Source organism: Phenylobacterium sp., from assembly GCF_036563285.1.
GTDB lineage: Bacteria > Pseudomonadota > Alphaproteobacteria > Caulobacterales > Caulobacteraceae > Phenylobacterium.
Genome location: NZ_DATCMR010000006.1, coordinates 663,787 through 684,470, shown reverse-complemented (window position 1 = coordinate 684,470; position 20,684 = coordinate 663,787). Strand labels below are relative to the sequence as shown.

The following is a 20,684-nucleotide window of genomic DNA, read 5'->3' as shown; positions in this document are numbered from 1 at the left end:
GCCTACTTCAGCGCGCCTTCGATCCTGCGGAACACCGGCGCCCAGTCGCCGGCCACCCGCTGCCGGAACAGCCGCGCCGAAGGGTACCAGGGGCTGTCCTCCCGCCCCCGCAGCCAGCGCCAGTCGGTCTCCCGGGCCGGGATCAGGATCCACACCGGCTTGCCCATGGCGCCGGCCAGGTGCGCCACCGAGGTGTCCACCGAGATCACCAGGTCGAGGTCGGCGATGATCTTCGCCGTCTCCATGAAGTCCTTCGCGCCCGTCGCCTCGGGGCGCAGGTCGCGGCCCATCTTCAGCAGCCGCGCGGCGTCCCGTGCGCCCAGGGAGCGGTTTGCGTCGTTGCGGTGGTCCTTGTTGCCGGTGGGCACGACGCCGATCCCGCCGCCGGAGCCGTTCGGCGGCAAGGTCAGCCCGGAGGGCGGCGGGATGGTCTCGACGCTGAGCCCCAACCGCATCGGCAGCGAGAAGCTGAACACCCAGTGGTCGGCCTCGACGCTCTCCTCGCTGCCGACCAGCTCCAGCCCCTGGCCCTCGAACAGCGGGCGGATCGGATCGGAGCAGACGTAGACGATCTGCGCCCCGCGTTCCTTCAGCGGCTGGAAGAACCGGGCCAGCATGATGGCGTCGCCGAAGCCCTGCTCGCCCAGCACCAGCAGGCGCTTGCCGGCCACGTCCTCGCCCTGCCACTCGGGATAGGCGACCTCCGGCGGCAGCCGGGTCATGCCGCGCACCTCACGCCGGCGCTCGTAGAGCGGCCAGCCCTCCTCGAAGCGGCCGTCCTCCAGCAGCATGGCGCCGAGGACGAACGCCGGCTCGGCCCCAGCGGGATCGGCCGCCATCGCCGCCCGGAACGCGGCCTCCGCCTCCTTGCGCCGGCCCAGGTGCAGGTAGACCACGCCGAGGTTGTGGTTGGCGCGGTAGGGCATGGACAGCACGAGCCCGCCGTAGAGCTTGGCGGCCTTGTTCAGCTCGCCGCGCAACTGGGCGGCGTAGGCCTGCTCGAACTGGGAGTTGATGGACATGCTGCGCCCCTCGTATCCGAGCCCGCTTGCGCCTTGCAACGACGCCGCCTAACCCCGGCCCATGCAGATCTTCATCGACGCCGACGCCTGTCCGGTGAAGGACGAGGTCTACAAGGTGGCCGCCCGCTACGGTCTGAAGACCACCGTGGTGTCCAACAGCTTCATCCAGATCCCGGTCTCGGCCCTGATCGAGCGGATGATCGTCGACGCCGGCCCCGACGTCGCCGACGACTGGATCGCCGAGCGAACGCAGCCCGGCGATATCGTGGTCACCAACGACATTCCCCTCGCAGACCGGGTGCTGAAGGCCGGCGGCGCGGCGATCGCGCCCAACGGCCGGGTGTTCACCCCGGACTCCATCGGCTCCGCCCTGGCCGGCCGCGCGATCGGCGAGCACCTGCGGTCCATGGGCGAAGTCACCGGCGGCCCCAAGGCGTTCGACCGCCAGGCCCGCTCCCGCTTCCTGCAGGCGCTCGACGAGGCGGTGAACCGCGAGCGCCGCAAGCGCCGCTGAGCCGCTTGCATCGCAGGCCGCCTGCGCTAGCTTGCCGCGCCCTTTCAGTCAGGAGACTTCCGCATGCGCCGCCTGGGTTTGACGATCGCCGCCGCCGTCCTGGCCGCCGGCCTCGGAGGGTGCGGGAAGTCCGATGCCAACAAAGCCGGCGAAGGCGCCGCGGCCACCGCCTCCAGCCAGCCGGGCGGCAGCGCCGCCACCGAGCCCGCGGCGCTGAGCGAGGACGAGAAGAAGGCCCTGCTGGCCTCCTTCCCCGCGCCCTACAACGCCGCAGACATTTCCAACGGCGAGACCCAGTTCGGCCTCTGCCGTTCGTGCCACACGATCAACGCCGGCGGCACGAACATGACCGGCCCGAACCTGCACGGCGTGTTCGGCAAGAAGGCCGGCGCCAACAACCCCGACTACAAATACTCGGACGCCATCAAGGCGGCGACCTTCACCTGGGACCTTCCGCACCTCGACCAGTGGCTGGCGGACCCGAAGGGATTCCTGCCCGGCACCAAGATGACCTTCGCCGGGGTGAAGGACGCCAACGACCGCCGGGATCTGGTCGCCTACGTGGCGATGGAGACGGGCTACAAGCCGAAGTGATCGCCAGTTCGCTTCGAGCGAACCCGCCGCGATGACAACCTTGACGCGAATTCTGGTCGGGCGCATCGTCGCGGGTGTCGAGCCTCTGTCCGGTCGACATCTTCTCTGCGCCGATGTGACCCCAAGCGTCGGCGCCGAGCGCGCCTGCCTCGCGATCCCCCGCTCGGCGAGCGCGTCCCGTTCCTGATTGGCCTTCCCCGCGTCGCCGCGGGGAAGGCCTCTCTTTTTCAGAACCTGGCTCTGAGGCCGATGGCCAGCGTCCGCGACGTCCCTGGCGAGACGAAGCGCGGGCTTTCGAAGCCGAGCTCGTCGGCGTCGCCGTAGAGGCCGAAGGTGGCGTATTCGGCGTCCAGCAGGTTCTCCACCCGCGCCCAGGCCTCGATGCGCCCGCGCCGCCACCTCGCGCTGACGCCCAGGACGGCGAACCCCTCGAGTGGGTCGGTCAGGTTGGCCTCGTCGCCGCGGAGGAAGCGGCTGGACGACGCCCGCAGGTCGGCGCCCACCGTGAGGGATGGCCGCGCCTGCCAGTCCAGGTTCAGCTTGAGGCTGTGCAGCGGAATGCCGGGGATCCGGTCACCCCGCCCGACCTCGATGTCGCCGTCGGCCTCCGCCTCGGGGTTATCGGGCGCCTGTATGGCGAAGCTCGTGCGGTAGGTCGCCCGGACGTAAGCGTAGGACGCCGACCAGGCGAACGGCCCCGCCTCCCCCTTGAGGTCGGCCTCCAGCCCTTCGCGGCGCGTGCCCCCGACGTTGTCGAAGTACCCCGTGCCCATCACCGGGCCGGCCGAAATGAAGATGATGTCGTCGTCCAGGTCGGTGCGGAACACCGACGCCGACCAGCGCATGGCGCCCAGCGCGCCGCGCCCGCCGGCCTCCAGCGTGCGCGCCTTCACCTGCTCCAGCGGCGGGTCGGCTAGGAAGGCGTTCGGGAAGCGGCAGGGCGTCTCCGGGTCCGCACACGAGAGCTCGGCCGGCGTCGGGGCGCGGCTGTTCTGCGCAGCGGAAAGGTAAGTCATGAACGCGTCGGTGACGTTCCACGCCACGCCCAGCCCGGCGTTCAGCCGCTCGAAGGCATGGTCGCCGGTGAGCGCAGTCCCGAGCTGGTCGCGCAGCTCGAGCTCCGTCCGGTTCCAGCGCAGCGAGCCCGACAGGTGCAGCTCCGGCGTCAAGGAGAAGGTGTCGCTGACATAGACGCCGGTCGAGCGGCTGCGCGTCTCCAGTCCGACGTTGAACTCCGGGTTGCCGAGCGCCGCGCCCAGGCTCTCCACGCCGCGGTCGGCGCCAAGGCGGCCAAGCTCGCTGCCGCTGCGGTAGCGGGTGTCCGCTGTCTCGTAAGCTCCGCCGGCGACCAGCACATTGGCCCGCCCGCCAACATCGGCCGCCCAGGTGAGCTGCCCGCTGACGCCGCCGCTGCGGGTGCGCGTGCGGGTGTGGTTGAAGACCGCGTCTGCCTCGTCCTCGGTGACTGCGTCGCCGGCCGCGTCGAGCAGCACCTCCGGGTGGTCGCCGAAGCAGAGCGCGTCGTCCGGGGCCTCGACGCCCAACTCGTCGCACTCTTCGAACTCGGCTCGGTCGCCGTTGGCGGTGCTCCTCTCCAGGTCGCGCACGAACGCGCCGCCACCGATGGTAAGGCCCGCCGCCGGCCGGAACGTGGCGCGCAGCGCCGCCGCCAGCAGGCGGGTGTCGGTGATGTCCGGATAGGTGAAGATGGCGCTGCGCCGCGCCGCCAGCAGGTCCTCCGGCGCAGGCCCATTGCCGATCAGGCGGCTGTCGGCGGCGGTCAGGCCGAGCCCCACCTCCGCGACGGCCGAGGGCCGCCAGGCGACGTCGGCATAGGCTCGCGCCAACTCGCTCGGCGAGGCGTCACGCCAGCCGTCCTCCTCCAGCCCGTCCAGGCCTGCGTAGACGCCCAGATCGCCCGCGGAAAAACCCGCCTGAGCGATGGCCGCACGGCGACCGAACGAGCCGGCGGAGACCTCCACCGACCGCTCCGGCGCCGAGAAGCCGTCCTTCATGGAGAGCGTCACCACCCCGCCAGTGGTGTTGAGGCCGTAGACCGGGTTTGAGCCGGAAACCACCTGGGCGCGGGCGATGGCGAAGGCCGGCACCAGGTCCCACTGGACGACGTCGCCGAAGGCCTCGTTCACCCGCATGGCGTCCTGCAGGACGGTGACGCCCTGCGGCTCGCCGAGCGCGGGCGAGGCGAAGAAGCCGCGCACGCTGACCGTCTGCTGCAGCGGGTTGCCGAGGCTGTCCACGCTCTCCACGCCGCCGAGCCGCTCCACCAGGGCGTCCGAGACGCCGGGCGTGCCGGGACGCTCCACGGCCGGGTCCAGGGTTCGCACTTGCGCCGGCACGCGCTCGGCGGGAACGCCCTCGGAAAGCGGCGAGCCCACCACCACGAGCTCGCCCACGGACGGCGGCTCCGCCTCGGCGGCGAGCAGCGGCGCGGGCGCGAGCGCCGCTATGGCCAGCGGCCACGCCGCTCTGAACCTCATCCCGCCCCCGAGACCCTATTCGGCCGCGTTGGCGACGCGGGCCTTCTCGGCTTCCTCGAAGGCCTCGATGCGGCGGGCGGTGGCCTGCGGCGACTTCGTGAAGCGCGCGAACAGGTTGTAGAAGACCGGCACGATGAAGAGCGTAACCAGGGTCGCGAAGATCGCCCCTGAGAAGATGGTCACGCCGATGGTCTTCCGGCTCTCGCCGCCGGCCCCGCCCCATATGATCAGCGGGATGGCGCCGGCCGCCGCCGAGATCGAGGTCATGATGATCGGCCGCAGGCGGATGGAGGCGCTCTCGATCACTGCCTCGCGTATCGACAGCCCCTCGTCCCGAAGCTGGTTCGCGAACTCCACGATCAAGATGCCGTTCTTCGCCGCGATGCCGACGAGGATGATCAAGCCGATCTGGCTGTAGATGTTGATCGAGGAGCCGGCGATCAGGAGGCCGAACAGCCCCCCCAGCGCCGCCACCGGCACCGTCAGCATGATCACCGCGGGGTGGATCCAGCTCTCGAACTGCGCGGCCAGCACCAGGAACACCAGCAGCAGCGCCAGGCCGAAGGCTAGGGCAACGGAGCTGCCGCCCTCCACATAGTCGCGGGCGGTGCCGCCCCAGGTGTAGTTGGGCTGCTGGGGCAGCTTGGCCATCTCGGCCTCGAAGAACCTGATGGCCTCGTCCACCGTGTAGCCAGGGTTCAGCTGCACCGCGAGCGTCACCGAGCGCTGGCGGTCCAGCCTGGGCCGGTTGGGCGTGTCGCCCACCACCTGGGTGGTGACCACCGAGGCGAGCGGGACGGTCGAGCCGGTGTTCGTGCGGACGTAGACGCTCTGCAGGTCTTCTTCGGTCTGCCGCTTGGCGCGGTCGGTCTGCAGGAGGACGTCGTACTCCTGGCCGTTCTTGATGTAGGTCGTGGTTCGCGTCGATCCGAACAGCGCCTGCAGGGTGCGGCCCACCGAGGCCGGCGAGACGCCCAGCGCAGCCGCCTTCTCCCGGTCGATGTTCACGAGCACCCGCGGGCTGGTGGGCTCGTACTCGATCCGCGGCCTGGACATGCCGGGGTTCTCTTGCGCCGCCTGCAGGAGCGGCTGCGCCTGCGCATTGATCTCGGCGTACTCGTTGCCGAGCAGCACGAGGTCCATGAACGAGCCGCCGCCGCCGCCGCCAGGGCCGCCACGCTGAAGGCTGGGCCGCACCGAGGTGATGACGCGGGCGCCAGTGATCGAGGAGAACTCGCGGTTCAGCTGGGCGGAGAGCTCCTGCGAGCTGGGGCCCTTGCCCTTGTCCTCCGGCATGATCAGGTTGCCGCCGCCGGAGTTGAACGAGTTCCCGCCGAAGCCGGGGGCCGAGAAGGCGTACCGCTCCAGGGTTCCGTTCTTCACGAGCTCCAGCAGCCGGGGCTCGACCTGCTGCGCGATGCGCATGGTGTAATCGAAGCCGGCTCCCTCGGGCGCCTGGATGTTGATGCCGATCTGGCGGCGGTCTTCGTTGGGCACCTGCTCCTTCGGCAGCATCTGGAACAGCCCGCCGGCCATCACGGCCAGAACCAGCACCAGCACGCCCGCAGTGACCGTGGCGATCCGCTTGCCCAGAAGCATGTCCAGCGAGGCGTGGTAGGACCCCTTCAGCCGGTTCATCCCCGCCTCGACCTTGCGGGCGATGAACCCCTCGCCCGCGGCGGGGCGCAGGATCTTGGACGCCAGCATCGGCGAGAGGCTGAGCGCCAGAAGCGCAGAGAAGGCGACGGCCGCGGCGACCGCGACCGCCAGCTCGACGAACAGCCGGCCGATGAAGCCGGGCATGAACATCAGTGGCGCAAAGACCGAGATCAGCACGATGGTCGTCGCCACGACGGCGAAGAACACCTGGCGCGCGCCGCGCTGCGAGGCGACCACGGGAGGCTCCCCCTCGTCGACGCGCCGCTGGATGTTCTCGACCACCACGATGGCGTCATCGACGACGAGGCCGATCGCGAGGACCAGCGCCAGCAGGGTCAGCAGGTTGATCGAGAAGCCCAGCGGGGCCAGCACGATGAAGGTGGATAGGATGCAGATCGGGGCGACAATCGAGGGTATCAGCGCTGCGCGCCACGTCCCCAGGAAGATGAAGTTCACCAGCGCCACCAGAGCGAGCGAGATGCCCATGGTGATCCAGACTTCCTGGATCGCGTGTCGCGTGAAGCTGGTGAAGTCGACCGAGACCTCGAGCTTGGTGCCCCTGGGAAGGGTCGGGTTGATCTCCTCGAGCGCCTTGCGCACCCCGTTGGAGATCTCGAGGTCGTTGGCCTGAGACTGGCGCATGACCGCGATGCCGACGAGGTCCTGTCCGTTGGTGCGGAAGCGCCGACGGTATTCGTCTGCGCCTTCCTCGACGCGGGCGATGTCGCCCAGGCGCGTGACGTAGGCCTGCGCGTTGGAGCCTGACGTGACCGCCGAGCGCACGCCGCTCGGCGCGCCTGCCGAGGCCTGCGTCCCGCCGACCGCGGCCGTCCCGGTGGCGGTAGCCGCGCGCTGGCCGCCCGGCACGATCGGCATCTGGGCGAACTCTTCGGGCCGCGAGTAGCCGCGCGCCACGCGGATCGTGAAGTCCTTGGCGGGCGCTTCCAGGGCGCCGGCCGGCAGCTCGAGGTTCTGGTTGGTCAGCGCCGTCTGGACGTCGTCCACCGTCACGCCACGCGAGGCCATCAGGTCGGGGTCGAGCCAGATGCGCATGGCGTAGAACTGGGCGCCGCCCAGGCCCACCTGCGCCACGCCGGGCACCGTCGACAGCCGCTCCACGAGGTAGCGGTTGGCGTAGTCCGACAGCTGCATCCGGTTGAGGGTGGACGAGGTCAGCGCCAGCAACATGATCGGCGCGCCGTCGGCGTTCGCCTTGGAGATCTGCGGCGGGTCGGCCTGGTCGGGCAGCTGGTTGGCGACGCGGCTCACCGCGTCGCGCACGTCGTTGGCGGCCTGGTCGAGGTCGCGGTCGAGGGTGAACTGTATGGAGATCCGCGAGGAGCCGTCCCGCGACGACGAGTTCACGCGGTCGATACCCTGGATGCCGGACACCTGGCGCTCGATCACCTGGGTGATCCGCTCCTCGACGACCTCCGCAGAGGCGCCGCGATAGCTGGTGCCCACCGAGACAACCGGCGGATCGACGCTCGGCAGCTCGCGCACCGGCAGGGCGGTGAAGGAGGCCAGGCCCACCACGCAAAGGATGATCGCCGCGACGGCGGCGAAGACAGGCCTGCGGACGGAAAGGTCGGAAAGCATCATGACCGGGCTTGCCCCCCAGCGGGACGCGCCTTGGCCAGCGCGGCCTGGCAGGCCGGACTCGCCTTGGCCGAGTTCTGGCGCAGGCACATGAAGGCCTCACGGCCGTCCTGGCCGGCGCAGAGCTTCTGCATGTCAGCGGCGCAGGCCTGCATCATCGCCTGGCGCGCGGCCTGCATCTGCGGGCTGGGCTGGACGCCGCCCGCGGCGCCTTGGCCGCCGCCTTGCGACGCCGCACCGCCGGCCGCGGCCGGGGCCGCGCCACCGCCCGGAGCCCCCGGTCCGCCCATTCCGGGCCGGCCCGGGCCGCCAGGACCGCGGCCGCCCACCACGCGGACCGGCATGCCGGGCTGCACCTTGTTGAGGCCGTCGGCGACGATGCGCTCGCCGGCCTGCACGCCCTCACGTATCTCGACGAAGCCGGCCTGGCGGATACCGGTGACCACCGGCCGCTGCTCGGTCATCGTGCGCTGGCCCATCTGGCGGATCACGTAGACGAAGGCCGAGTTGCCCTGCACGGACACCGCTGACTCCGGAGCGGCCAGACTCTGGCGCACGCCGCGGGAGATGGAGACACGGATCATCATGCCGGGCTTCAACCGGCGCCCGGGGTTCGGGAACTCGGCGCGGGCGGTGATGGCGCGGGTGCGCTCGTCAACACGGGTGTCGATGCGGGAAATCCGGCCGTTGATCACTTCGCCCGGATAGGCGTCGACCTCGGCGGTGATCGCCTGGCCTTCGGCGACCTGGGACAGGTAGCGCTCCGGCACCTGGAAATCGACGCGGATGGCCGACAGGTCGTCGAGGGTCACGATCGGCGCGCCGGGGTTCACCAGGGCGCCCGGCGTCACGTCCGAGAGCCCCACGACGCCGGAGAACGGCGCGCGGATGACCCGATCGTTCTCCCGCGCCCGGGCCGCGGAGACGTCGGCCTGGGCCGTACGGTAGGCGGCCTCGACCTGGTCGATCTGGGCCTTGGAGGCGAACCCGCGCTCGCCCAATTGACGGTAGCGCTCGTAGGCGCGGCGGGCCTGGACAAGGCGCGCCTGGGCCTGCGCCGTGCCCGCGGTCTGTTCGTTGTCGCGCAGCTCGACGAGCACGGCGCCGGCCGGCACGCTCTGGCCGTCGGAGAACCGCACGCGCTCCACCAGCTGGGTCGCGGCTGCCGTCAGGGTGACCGAACGGCGGCCCTTGGCCACGCCGAGCACCTCGATGGCGTCGGTGAAGGCGCGCGGCTGGACCACCGCGGCGGCGACCTGCGCCGGGCCGCCGAAGCCACCACGGCCGCCCTTCATCATCGGGCCGCCCTTCCCGGGCGGTCCACCGCCGCCCTGCATGGCCATCGCCCCGCCGCCGGGGCCGCCGCCGCCCGGCCCCTTCTCGCGGGTCGCCAGCTTGAAGCCGCCCACCGCTATCATCAGCAGCAGGACCGCAACCGCGGCGACGAGGAAGAAGTGGCGACGCAAAACTGGGTGCTCCGTGCCCGACAGAAGTCCCGGGCCTAAACGCTGATCAGGCAGGCTCTTACGAGCGCCGGATACACCGCGTCCAGTGACAGAACGATGGCTGAGCGTTTCGCGGGTGAAACAGGGGGGTTGGCGCCTCTGGAAGAGGCGCCGCCCCTAGGCGTCGTAGCCGGGCAGCTCGCGATCCAGCTTGCGCAGGCACGCCGGCCAGGCCAGCGCCCCGCCGATCCCGCGCGAAACCTGGTTGCGGACCTCCGCCTGCGATGCGTCCGGCGCGAGCAGCACGGTGGCGCGGCCGCCGGCCAGCGCCATCACCTGCTGCTTGCAGGCCCGCTCGAGGTAGTACATCCCGATCCAGCAGTTCGCCGCCGTGTCACCGACGCTCAGGGTTCCGTGATTGCGCAGCAACATCAGCGTCTTTTCGCCGACATCTGCGACCAGCCGCTCGCGCTCGTCGAGGTTCAGCGCGATGCCCTCGTAGTCGTGGTAGGCCAGGCTCGGCAGCACGATGAGAGCGTGCTGCGAGAGGGGCAGCAATCCCTCAGCCTGCGCCGCCACCGCGACGCCCTGGTCGGTATGCAGGTGCATCACGAAGCGGGCGTCCTCGCGCGCCGCGTGGATCGCCGAGTGGATGGTGAACCCCGCCGGATTGATGAAGTACGGCGTCTCCTGCAGCACGTTGCCGTCGAGATCGACCTTCACCAGCGACGAGGCGGTGATCTCTTCGAACAGCAGGCCGTAGGGATTGATCAGGAAGTGGTGCTCCGGTCCCGGGATGCGGGCCGAGATGTGGGTGTAGATGAGGTCGTCCCATCCGTGCAGAGCCACCAGCCGGTAAAGCGCGGCGAGATCCACGCGGGTCTGCCACTCGTCCGCGCTCACCTTGCCCTTCAGCGAAACGACGTCCGCTACCGATCCGTCCGCCATGGGAGGTCTCCTCGTGAATTCAGCGGGCGCAAGACTCCGCTCCCAGGCGCGAGGCGTCAAGCCGACCCTTTCGCCCAGGCCTCCGCCACCGCCAGCGTGCGGCGTCCCTCGGCTTCCGCGCCGAGCTTCATCAGGAGCAAACCGGTGGAGGTCCGCTCGATGACCGCCCACTCCCAGGCGGCTTCGACGGGAACGCCGGTGAGGGATGCCAGCTGTTCGCACCAGGACCGGCCAAGCGCCAGCGGGTCTGCGGTCAGCAGCTCGTCCGTCCAGTCGCGCAGCAGGGCGCCCACGTCGAAGGCCGGCTCGGCGTAGAGGCCGTCGGGGTCCACGAACCGGAAACCGCCCGGCGCGGCGGGATCGGCCAGGGCGTTCGCCTCGTGTGGATCACCATGCAACAGCATCGCCGCTTCAGCCGCATAGGCGCCGCCCCGCCGCTGGGCGAACGCCAGGACCAGGTCCAGCAGTCGCTCGGAGCACGGCCGCCCGGTGGCCTCCCAGGTCTGGGGGGCGAAACCCACGTGCCAGGCGGCCTTCTCGGCGCCGCTCATCAATGCGGTCGGTGGATGCGCCAGGGGACGCCATGCGGCGCGCAAGGCCTGGCCAAGCGCCTGCATCCGCCGTTCCAGCCCGTACCCGTGGCGGCCGAGCGCCAAGCCGAGACGCTCCGTCAGCAGGGCGCCGCGGGAAAGGTCCGCGGCGAGCAGGCGCGCATAACCCCGGCCCTGCGCCAGCTCGAGTGTGGCCACCTCGCCCGCTATGGGCTCGTAGTCGGCCATGGCCACCTTGAGCACCGCGGCCTCGCCGTCGGCGGTCTGCGCCTCGGCCACGTAGGAGCTGCTTCCGCCGTGCAACGTGGGCCCGAGCGTCAAGCTCCAGTCGCGGGACAGCCCCGCCACCAGCGCCGGCAGGGTCTCCACCCAGCGCGCGGAGGCGCCGCCCAGCGCCTGGGCGTTGCGGGTCACCTGGGGCGGAAGCTCGATCAGCGCGACCTCACGCGGCCCACGGCGTCGGTCCAGCGGGCGTAGGCGCGCTCGCGGGGCTCCTGGTCCATCTGCGGCGGGAACCGCTCGGTCTGCGGCCGTGCGGCGGCGGCTTCCTCCAGGTCGCGGTAGATTCCAGCGCCCAGTCCGGCGAACAGGGCCGCGCCGAGCGCGGTGGTCTCCTGATAGGTGGCCCGGCAGACGCAGACGCCGGTCAGGTCCGCCAGGCGCTGGGAGAACAGCAGGCTGCGCGACATTCCGCCGTCGATCCGCAGCTCCACACCTTCCCCGAACGCCTCGGGAGCGTCGCCCCGCATCGCCTCGATGAGGTCGCGGGTCTGGAGCGCGCTGGCGTCCAGCGTCGCCTGGGCGATCTCGGGCAGGCCGGCGTCGCGGGTCAGCCCAAGGAGCGCACCCCGGGCGCCTGCGTCCCACCACGGCGCGCCAAGGCCCGTGAAGGCCGGCACCAGGACCACGCCGTGGTCGTCCCGGGCGGAGGCGGCGAGCTGCTCCACCGCCTGCGGGCCGCCCTTCACGCCAAGGCCCTCGTTCACCCACTGCACGGCCGCGCCGGCGATGAAGATCGCGCCTTCCAAGGCGTAGGTCGTGAGGCCGCCGACGCGTGCGGCGATGGTGGTCAGCAGCCGCGCCTGGGACACCGGGGCGGCCTCGCCGGTGTTCACCAGCATGAAGCACCCGGTCCCGTAGGTGGCCTTCATCTCGCCGGGCCGGATGCAGCCCTGCCCCATCAGCGCCGCCTGCTGGTCGCCGGCCACGCCGCGGATCGGAACCGCCCGGCCGAGCACGCCGGCTTCCGTCTCGCCGTAGTCCCCGGCGCAGTCGCCGACCTCCGGCATCAGCGCCAGCGGCACCCGCAGCATCTCGCCCATCTCTGCCGACCACTCGCCCCTGCGGATGTCGTAAACGAGCGTGCGCGAGGCGTTGGTGGCGTCGGTGGCGTGGACGCGGCCGCCGGTGAGCTTCCAGATCACCCAGGCGTCGATGGTCCCCGCCAGCAGCTCGCCAGCCTCGGCGCGGGCGCGGGCGCCGTCCACATGATCCAGCAGCCAGGCGATCTTCGTGCCCGAGAAATAGGGGTCGAGCAGCAGGCCGGTGATCTCGGTGACCCGCCCCTCCCGGCCCTCCCCGCGCAACCGCTCGCAGGCGTCGGCCGTGCGGCGGTCCTGCCAGACGATGGCGTTATGGATGGGGCGGCCCGTGACCTTCTCCCAGACCACGACCGTCTCGCGCTGGTTGGTGATGCCGATGGCCGCGACGTCGTCGAGACTTCGGGCGGCCTTCTGCACCGCCTCCTTCAGGACCTCGACGCAGGCCTGGAAGATCTCCTCGGCGTCGTGCTCGACCCAGCCGTCGGCCGGATAATGCTGCTGCAGCGGCCGGCCAGCCTCGGCCAGCGCCCGGCCCTGGCGGTCGAACAGGATGGCCCGGGTCGAGGTGGTGCCCTGGTCCAGCGCCAGGATCAGCGGCTCGGCCATGCGTCGGCGTCCTCCCCAAACATGGTGCACGCCCTTTAAGCATGTTTTCACCGCGGTGGAGGAGATTCCCAGCGAGCCGTCCGAGTCCGGACGTCCAAGAGGGGGTTAGGGCCTTGAGCCCAGGGGCGACCCGCCAGCAGCTGATGGATCTCGTGAGAAGCCGCGCGCCGGCCGACCGCGAGCGCCTGCTCATGGCCATTACCGACCTGTGCGCCGCAGACGGCGATGCCGAGGTGATGAAGGCGCCCGCCACCCAGGAGCTGCTCTCCTCCATCTTCATGGGCCTGGTGGTCGAGGCCGAGCGGGACATTCGCCAGCGACTGGCCGAGAAGCTCGCCCATGCGGACTGGGCGCCTCCGGCGCTCATCAATGTGCTGGCCCTCGACGAGATCGAGATCGCCCGGCCGGTCATCCGCTGCAGCCCCGTCCTGAAGGACCACGACCTCGTGCGCCTTCTGGTCGAGGCCACTATCGAGCATCAGATCGAGGTCGCCCGACGGCCGCAGGTGGGCGGTGTGGTCGTCGCCGCGATCCTGCGCCAGGCCGAGCCCGCCGTGCTCACCGCGCTCGCCAACAACCTGTCGGCGGAGATGACCGACAACGACATGCGCCTGATGGTGGAGCAGGCGAAGAAGGTGGCCGCCCTGCGCTCGCCGCTCGCCCGCCACCCCCGGCTTTCGGCCGAGCTGTCGCTGTCCCTGTACGTCTGGGTGGGACAGTCGCTGCGCCATGCGCTGGCCGACCGCTTCCGGCTCGACACCGCCAAGCTCGACCAGGCGCTGGGCGACGCGGTGGCCGAGGCGCACGGCGGGACGCCGTCGACGGACAAGGAAGGCCTCCTGGTGGTTGCCCGCCAGGGCGAGCGCGAGGAGATGGAGCGCAAGCTCATCGACAAGCTGCACGCGGCCGGCCAGCTGCGGCCCGGCTACCTCGTCCGCGCGTTGCGGGAAGGCCGGCTTTCGCTGTTCTGCACGGCGCTGGCCATGCTGGGCCGCTTCGAAACCGACCACATCCGGCGCGCCATCGATTCCGACCGGCCCGAGCTCCTGGGCCTGGCCTGCGCCGCCGTCGGCATCGACCGCAGCGTCTTCCCGACCATCCTGCACATGGTGCGCGAGCTGAACGGCGGCCGTCCCTCCGGCGGCGCAGAGGGCGCGCGCAAGGCGGCCGGCGCCTTCGGGCCGGTCACGCCGCAGGTCGCCGGCGCCGCCTTCCGGCAGGCCGCCCGCGCCGGCTGAAGCCGGTTTGACAAGCGGCCCTCGTTGGCGGCTTTTCAAGCCCGATGTACGACCCCAAGCCCATGGTGACGCGGCTCGCCTTCGCCGCCTCCGACCGCCCCGAGGCCCAGGAGGCCTGCGAGCGGCTGGCCAGCCGCTACGGAGACGCCGGCGAGAACGAGGCGCAGGTCGTGGTCGCCCTCGGCGGCGACGGCTTCATGCTGGAGACCCTCCACCGGCACATGCAGAGCGGCAAGCCGATCTACGGCATGAACCGCGGCTCGGTCGGCTTCCTCATGAACGAATACTCCGAGGACGGCCTGCTGGAGCGGATCAACGCCGCCGAGCGGGCGCTCATCCATCCGCTGCGCATGCAGGCCCGGTGCCTGCACGGCAAGAGCCATGAGGCGCTGGCGATCAACGAGGTCTCGCTGCTGCGCCAGACCCGCCAGACGGCGAAGCTGCGCATCTCCATCGACGGCGTGGTCCGCATGACCGAGCTCTCTTGCGACGGGGCCCTGGTGGCGACGCCCGCCGGGTCGACAGCCTACAACCTGTCCGCCCATGGCCCGATCATCCCGCTGGCTGCCCGGGTCCTGGCGCTGACGCCGATCAGCGCGTTTCGCCCACGTCGCTGGCGCGGCGCCCTGCTGCCGCACACGGCCAAGGTGATCTTCGAGATCCTCGAGGCCGACAAGCGGCCGGTCAGCGCCGTGGCCGACAACTTCGAGGTCCGCGACGTGCTGCGCGTGGAAGTGGCCGAGGACCGCGCGCTGGCCATGACGATGCTGTTCGACGCCGGCCACAGCCTTGAGGAACGGGTCCTGGCGGAACAGTTTTCGGCTTAAGAAACCGTGGGTTGCACATCATAGGTTGTTAACGGGTGGGCTTTACCTTGCCGTGCAATTCGGACGGAGGCTTCGCTCGTGAGCCAGCAGAACACCGGTCAGATGATCCAGGTCCCGAACAAGCTCGGGGCCAAGGTCGGCGGCGGTCGGCTGGGCGGCATCGACCCGGCGGCGATCGCCAAGGCCGAAGCCGCTCTGAAGAGCCTGTCCGGCAATTTCGCCCAGTGGCTGGCCGACGAGATCACCAAGCTCGAGGCCGCTCGCCAGGTCGTGCGCACCGAGGGCGTCTCCGCGGAGACTATGGAAAGCCTCTACCTGCGCTGCCACGACCTGAAGGGCCTGGGCGCCACCTACGGCTTCCCGATCATCACCCGCATTGCGGCTTCCCTGTGCCGACTGATCGACGACAAGGAGAAGCGCATCGGCGCGCCCATGCCGCTCGTCGACGCCCACATCGACGCCATCAAGGCCGCGGTCCGCGACGACATCAAGGAAGAGGACCACCCGGTGGGCCGCGTCCTCGTCCAGGAACTGGAAGCCCGCGTCGCCGAAACGGGCGCCTAGACCTCGTCGCCTTCGCCGTCTTGCGGTGATTTCCGCCCGGCGGGATAGTGGCCGCGCGAGGACCCGTGCAACGAGACACGGGCCGCGGGGAGCCACACCACCATGATCACGGCGCTCGTTGCCGCCCTCCTGCTACAGGCCGCCGGGGCGAGCGCGCCTTCGGACAGGCCGCAGACGATCCAGCCCGATGTCGAGGGCCGCGATGTGGTCGCCCCGCCGGCGCCGCCGCGCACGCCGCTCACCGTGACCCAGGTCCCCAACGAGCTCGGCCCACCGAACGCCCGCACGGGCCGACCCTACAAAGGCGGCCTCTGGGCGCCGGACTATGTCTATACCCTTGCGCCGGGCGTAACCTTCAAGGAGGTGGTCTGGTGGAGCGAGGGCGTGCCTTGCTACGCCAAGATCTTCTATCCCAAGGGCTTCCGGCCGGACGGTAAGGCGCCCGCCGTCGTGCTCGCCCAGGGCTGGGCGGGAACGCACTACTCCATCGAGAAGTACGGCGCCCGCATGGCCGAGCGAGGACTGGTGGCGATGGTGATCGACTATCGCGGCTGGGGCGCCAGCGACGGCGTCCCGCGACTCCCGAAGCCCCTGCGGGTCGGCGGCTCCAGCAAGCGCGACACGGAGGGTAAGACGCGAGTGGTGACGACGGAGGTGGAGATGGTGCGCACCCGGCTCTCCGCCACGGACCAGCAGCGCGACATGCGCAATGCCATCTCCTACATCCAGGGCGAGCCCGGGGTGGACCCCAACCGCATCGGCGTCTGGGGCTCGAGCTACGCCGGCGGCAATGCGCTCGCCGTGGCGGGCCAGGACGTCCGGGTGAAAGCCGTCTCCGTGCAGATCCCTGCCTTCCAGGGACCCGCCACCTTCACGAAGATGGGCCCTCCGGGCGGCCTGCAGGACTCCATCCGGCGCGCGCGGACCGGACGCGGCGGCGAGATGGTGACCGGCTTCTCGCGGCGCGTGGCCATCGACCTGGACCAGGGCGACCCGCCCTTCCACCGCGCCTGGGCCATGCTGATCAACCGGCCGACCCAGGTGGTGATGGCCGAGTTCGAGGAGCTGAGCGGCCAGCCAGAGGTGATGAAGCCCGGCCTCGCGCCGCTGCAGGCCAAGGGCGTGCCGGTGAACTTCGTCACCGTGCCCGCCGTCACCCACTTCGAGATCTATGTGAACAGCTACGTCGACGCTCAGGGGCGGACGGTGACCAGCAACGCCTTCGAGACCGGGGCGAACGCCGCCGCCGACTGGCTGTGGCGCCACCTCACCTCGGACCAGGCCGTGCAGCCCGCGCCCGGCGACCCGCCGCCTACGCCGCGCAGGCCTTAGGTCACATCACCCGTTCGAGCGGCTCCTCCACCACCCCGTAGCCGGCGTCGGGGGGCAGGACGAGCACGCGCCCGCTCGCGCGGCTCTGGATCTGCGGCTGGACGGTGACCAAGGTCCGCGCCGCCGCCCTCGCCACCGCATCGGCGGCGCTCGACGCCTCCGCCAGCAGCTTCAGGTTCATCCGGGTCGGGAAAATCACCTTGCGCTCGCCGGTCTCCGCCAGGCGCAAGGCCTCCGAAGGGGCGATCCACTCGGCGTCGACCGTTTCGCGGCCGTCGCAGGCCGCAAGCTGATCGTCAGGCGCCTTCACCGCATAGAACCAGGTATCGAAGCGCTTCGGCGTCAGCGGGGGCGTGATCCAGCGCGCGAAGACAGTCAGCGCGTCGAGATCGAGCCGGGCGTCGAGGTCCTTCACCACGTCCAGGAACGCCGTGCGGCCGGCGTCCACCGCCTCGCGCACCTCCATCGGGCAGGCCTCGCCGCCCATGGGCGAGCCGTCCGACCGTCTGGCCAGGATGATGCCGGCCTCCTCGAAGACCTCGCGGATCGCGGCGATGCGCAGCGCCCGCTGGTCGGCGTCGAAGTCGCCGTAGCCCACGGCGTGGTCAGCCCACGCCGCGTCGTGGTCCCCCGCATGGCTCTTGCCGCCCGGAAACACGAGGGCTCCTGAGGCGAAGTCGATCTGGTGGTGCCGCTTGACCATCAGCACCTCGAAGCCCGGATGGTCCCGGAGCAACAGGATGGTGGCGGCAGGCTTGATCTCGGACGACGCGGCGGCTTCGGACATCGCCCCAGCTTGCGGGCTCACGCCCGGCGCGGCAACCCTCAGGCGCTCTCGCGGATCGCGCCCTTGCGCGCGGCCTTGGACACCGAGTCCATCTTGTCGATCAGGTACTCCACGTCCTCGCGGCCGGCCGCCTGCGGCTGGGTGAGGAAGCGCTGGAGCATGCGTTCCTGGAAGCGTTCCCGGTCACGGGCGCCGCCGTCGAACTCCATCGAGTGGTAGGTGTCGACGCCGGCTCGGAAGGCCGGGAAGAGCCGCGCCGGCAGCCCGGCCCGCTCGTAGATCGCCCGCAGGCCGAGCGGCCCTGCGTCGTGGATCATCAGCCAGGTGCGGTGGTGCGGCACGCCCGCGAGCTCGGCCACGCCCCACTCGAAGAAGGTCATGTGCCCCTGAGCCAACCCGCGGAGCAGCAGGGAGGCGGTGAGCTGCTGGGCCTGGGCCAGGTGCGCCACGAAGCCCTTCACGTCGGCCGTGCGGCCGGCCTGGTCGACGAGGTCCACCGTCGCCCGCTCGCTGGCGCTCATGGCCAGCTCCAGGGCAGTCTCGGGGGAGAGCGCGTGCTTGCTGATCAGGTGGTCCCGAACCTGGTCGCTGACCATCCGGACGAGGCGCTCGGTGACCGACAGCGGCAGCACGCGGCGGTAGGCCACCGCGGCGAGCACGCGCTCCGACGTCTCGAACCGGTCGACCACCTTCTGCAGCGAGCGCTCGGCGAAGTCCGCGCCATCGTTGGAGCAGGCGGTCGCGACGGCGCGCTCCTGGCCGTGCTCGGCGATGGCGTCGGTGACCTTGCGCGACAATGCCGGCCGCTTGGCGATGGCGAGCTGGCGCACCGGCCCACCCAGCCGCACGATCTCGGCCAAGTCGTCGTCGGTGAACGTCGGCGAGAAGCTGAGCATCGGCAGGGCCACGCTCTCGACGTCGCGGGCCAGCTTCAGGGCCACGTCCCGCGGCACCAGCGGCGAGTCCTTCAGGCTGACGGCGAGCGCCCGGCGCACCAGTTCGGCCGCGTCGGCGGCCATGATGCGCAGGATCTCCGCGGCCAGGGTGCGCTCGTCCTCGCCCAGCGGCGTCTTGTCGATCGTGCGGCAGAGCTTCTGCGCCGCGGCGGCGCGTTCGTCGGCGGTCGCGCCGCGCACGAGCGTACGGATGTCCTCCTCCGTCAGCGCCGCGCGCGTAGTCGCCATGCCCGTCGAAACCCCACCCCTGTGAGACCCCCGGAGTCCCACGAGTCGATGCTCCCACGGTCATGCTTAACGAGGGGTTGCCGACCGAATCTGGGGATTAACGATCCCGCGTAACCCTGCGCCAACCGCGCCAGCCTTATCCTCTGCGGCGAAACAGCCGAGGGGCGCGCACGTGCTGGGCAGTAAGGTTGAGGACGAGGCGCACGGCCGCTCCATTGGCGAGCAGGCGCTGCAGGCGCAGACTGCCCTCCTACCCTACGCCCTGGCCGTGTTCGGCATAAGCCTGCCGGTCTACGTGTGGGCCGGGAGCTATGCGGCCAACGCCGCCTGGATGACCGGCTCCTTCGTCAACTTCGCCGTCGCCTGGGGCGCCTTCTTCGCGATCATGGACTGGCTGAAGTCGCCGGCCGCGGCCGATGCGAAGCGCCGGGCGCGGGTGCAGATCCTGGGCGGGCTGCTGTGGGCCGGGACCATCGCCCAGATCGCCGCCTTCGCCCACGGCGCCGGCGCGGTGCGCGAGACCCTGCTGCTCACCTCCCTGGCCGCGGCCGTGGTGTGCGTGATCTTCACGGCGCCTTGGCTGCCCAGCCTGCTGATCGTTGCGCCGGCGGCGCTCGCGGGGCCGCTCTACTTCCTGTTCAGCCGGCCCGAGACCCGCGAGCACGCGCAGATCGGCTGGGGCGCGGCGGCGCTCGCCCTGGCGCTGGCCCTGCTGGTCAACCGCATCCTGCGGCGCCAGTTCGCGCTGGCGGCCGAGCGCGAGGTGCTGATGGCCGAGCGGGCCGAGCAGGCGGAGGCCGCGCGGCGGCTTGCCCGCTCCAAGTCCGACCTGGTGGGCACCCTCGGCGACGAGATCCGCAACGGCCTGACCGGCGTCGCCCACGTGCTGGCCGCCGCCGCCGGCAAGGGCGGGCGCGCCGCGCCGTCACGGGCCCAGCTCGCGGCCGCGCTGGATGCGGCCAACGACCTGCTGGGGGTGCTCAACACCACCCTCGACGCCGAGACCGCCGAAGCCGGCCGGCTGACCGTCGAGCCGCAGCCGGTGGACGCCGCGGCCCTGGTGCGCGACCTCGTCCTGCTGCAGCGCCCGCAGGCTGCGGCGAAGGGGCTGGAGATCGCGGTGCACGTGGAGGTGGACCTCGCCGCCCGCGAGGCCGGCGCCGCCATCGCGGACCCGGCGCGGGTGCGCCAGGTGCTCGGCGCGCTGGTCGGCAACGCCGTCAAGTACACCGTCCGCGGCCGGGTGGAGGCGCGGGTCTCGCTGCCCTCGCCTAACCGCATCGCAATCGAGGTGGTCGACACCGGCCCCGGCCTGTCCGACGAAGAGCTGGCGCTGGCCTTCGAGCCGTTCCAGCGCATCGCCCGAGTCAGCGCCGGCGCCAGCGGCGCGGGGCTGGGCCTGACACTTGCCCGGCAGCTCGCCCGGCTGATGGGCGGCGAGCTGCGGGCGCACTCGGCCGTCGGCGTGGGCTCCTGCTTCACCCTCGAGCTGCCGTACGACGCGGCGGCCCAGGCGCGAGGGGACGACCTCGTCGAGCCTTCAGGGGCTCCCGAGCGGCGGCTGCGCATCCTGGTCGCCGAGGACGAGGCGCTGTCGGCGGCCATGCTGCGGGCCCAGCTCGAGCAGCTCGGGCACCAGGTGGTGCACGCCCAGGGCGGCGAGCGGGCCGTGGAGCTCGCCCGCGTCTGCGACCTGGACCTGCTGATGATCGACGCCCGGATGCCGGGGCTGGACGGGCCGCAGACCATCCGCGCGCTCCGGGCCCTCGACGGCAAGGCGGCCTCGACGCCGGTCGTAGCCCTGATCGGGGGCGATCCGGAGGAGGCCAACGACTGCCTGGCGGCCGGGGCCGGCGCCCTGCTGCGCAAGCCGTTCACGGTCCCGGCCGTGGCCCGCGCGATCGCGGACGCCCAGGCGAGCCCCACCCACGACCGCGCCGTGGCCTAACGCTGCGGCGCCGGTCTAGAGTGCCCCCACAACGACAAGGGGGAAC

16 protein-coding genes are annotated in these 20,684 nt (G+C 71.3%); 7 read left to right on the top strand and 9 right to left on the bottom strand.

From position 1 onward, the window contains the following. Nucleotides 1-2 precede the first annotated feature (2 nt). On the bottom strand, nt 3-1,022 hold the full coding sequence (locus VIL76_RS08225) for a glycosyltransferase family 9 protein (protein WP_332044521.1): 1,020 nt from the start codon (nt 1,020-1,022) through the stop codon (nt 3-5). Nucleotides 1,023-1,083: 61 nt separating this feature from the next. Between VIL76_RS08225 and VIL76_RS08220 the strand changes: the two genes are divergently transcribed. Together VIL76_RS08220 and VIL76_RS08215 are read left to right on the top strand one after the other, a co-directional pair. Continuing rightward, nucleotides 1,084-1,536 carry a YaiI/YqxD family protein gene (locus VIL76_RS08220; RefSeq protein ID WP_332044520.1) on the top strand — a complete coding sequence of 151 codons (453 nt, stop codon included), beginning with the start codon at nt 1,084-1,086 and terminating at the stop codon, nt 1,534-1,536. A gap of 63 nt (nt 1,537-1,599) precedes the next feature. Further along, the gene (locus tag VIL76_RS08215) at nt 1,600-2,130 is read left to right on the top strand and encodes a cytochrome c family protein (protein ID WP_332044519.1); all 531 of its coding nucleotides are present in this window, start codon (nt 1,600-1,602) and stop codon (nt 2,128-2,130) included. A 227-nt stretch (nt 2,131-2,357) separates the two neighbouring features. Here VIL76_RS08215 and VIL76_RS08210 read toward each other — a convergent pair whose 3' ends face one another. From VIL76_RS08210 to glpK, 6 genes are all read right to left on the bottom strand, one after another. After that, complete coding sequence (locus VIL76_RS08210; RefSeq protein WP_332044518.1) at nt 2,358-4,628, bottom strand: TonB-dependent receptor; 2,271 nt, start codon at nt 4,626-4,628, stop codon at nt 2,358-2,360. A gap of 15 nt (nt 4,629-4,643) precedes the next feature. Further along, a complete protein-coding gene (locus tag VIL76_RS08205; protein WP_332044551.1) occupies nt 4,644-7,886 on the bottom strand; it encodes an efflux RND transporter permease subunit in 3,243 nt (1,080 codons plus the stop codon). Beyond that, entirely contained in the window at nt 7,886-9,352 is a 1,467-nt protein-coding gene (locus VIL76_RS08200) for an efflux RND transporter periplasmic adaptor subunit (RefSeq protein ID WP_332044517.1), read from the bottom strand. The genes VIL76_RS08205 and VIL76_RS08200 overlap by 1 nt, the downstream gene beginning before the upstream one ends. 156 nt (nt 9,353-9,508) lie before the next feature. Further along, nucleotides 9,509-10,279, bottom strand: coding sequence for a class II aldolase/adducin family protein (locus VIL76_RS08195; RefSeq protein WP_332044516.1), 771 nt, complete (start codon nt 10,277-10,279; stop codon nt 9,509-9,511). Nucleotides 10,280-10,335: 56 nt separating this feature from the next. Further along, nucleotides 10,336-11,244 (bottom strand): aminoglycoside phosphotransferase family protein, encoded by a 909-nt coding sequence (locus VIL76_RS08190; protein WP_332044515.1) that lies wholly within the window; start codon nt 11,242-11,244, stop codon nt 10,336-10,338. A gap of 17 nt (nt 11,245-11,261) precedes the next feature. Next, the gene (glpK, locus tag VIL76_RS08185; protein WP_332044514.1) at nt 11,262-12,758 is read right to left on the bottom strand and encodes a glycerol kinase GlpK; all 1,497 of its coding nucleotides are present in this window, start codon (nt 12,756-12,758) and stop codon (nt 11,262-11,264) included. Nucleotides 12,759-12,871: 113 nt separating this feature from the next. Between glpK and VIL76_RS08180 the strand changes: the two genes are divergently transcribed. From VIL76_RS08180 to VIL76_RS08165, 4 genes are all read left to right on the top strand, one after another. Next, the gene (locus VIL76_RS08180) at nt 12,872-13,996 is read left to right on the top strand and encodes a DUF2336 domain-containing protein (protein WP_332044513.1); all 1,125 of its coding nucleotides are present in this window, start codon (nt 12,872-12,874) and stop codon (nt 13,994-13,996) included. A 44-nt stretch (nt 13,997-14,040) separates the two neighbouring features. Then, on the top strand, nt 14,041-14,823 hold the full coding sequence (locus VIL76_RS08175) for an NAD kinase (RefSeq protein WP_332044512.1): 783 nt from the start codon (nt 14,041-14,043) through the stop codon (nt 14,821-14,823). A 102-nt stretch (nt 14,824-14,925) separates the two neighbouring features. After that, nucleotides 14,926-15,387 carry an Hpt domain-containing protein gene (locus VIL76_RS08170; RefSeq protein WP_414695421.1) on the top strand — a complete coding sequence of 154 codons (462 nt, stop codon included), beginning with the start codon at nt 14,926-14,928 and terminating at the stop codon, nt 15,385-15,387. Nucleotides 15,388-15,489: 102 nt separating this feature from the next. After that, nucleotides 15,490-16,719 carry an alpha/beta hydrolase gene (locus VIL76_RS08165; RefSeq protein ID WP_332044510.1) on the top strand — a complete coding sequence of 410 codons (1,230 nt, stop codon included), beginning with the start codon at nt 15,490-15,492 and terminating at the stop codon, nt 16,717-16,719. A 1-nt stretch (nt 16,720) separates the two neighbouring features. Here VIL76_RS08165 and VIL76_RS08160 read toward each other — a convergent pair whose 3' ends face one another. Then, entirely contained in the window at nt 16,721-17,506 is a 786-nt protein-coding gene (locus VIL76_RS08160; protein WP_332044509.1) for an NUDIX domain-containing protein, read from the bottom strand. A 38-nt stretch (nt 17,507-17,544) separates the two neighbouring features. Then, nucleotides 17,545-18,690 (bottom strand): DUF2336 domain-containing protein, encoded by a 1,146-nt coding sequence (locus tag VIL76_RS08155; protein ID WP_332044508.1) that lies wholly within the window; start codon nt 18,688-18,690, stop codon nt 17,545-17,547. A gap of 172 nt (nt 18,691-18,862) precedes the next feature. On the opposite strand from VIL76_RS08155, the gene VIL76_RS08150 reads away from it, so the two are divergent. After that, nucleotides 18,863-20,638 (top strand): ATP-binding protein, encoded by a 1,776-nt coding sequence (locus tag VIL76_RS08150; RefSeq protein WP_332044507.1) that lies wholly within the window; start codon nt 18,863-18,865, stop codon nt 20,636-20,638. Nucleotides 20,639-20,684 lie beyond the last annotated feature (46 nt).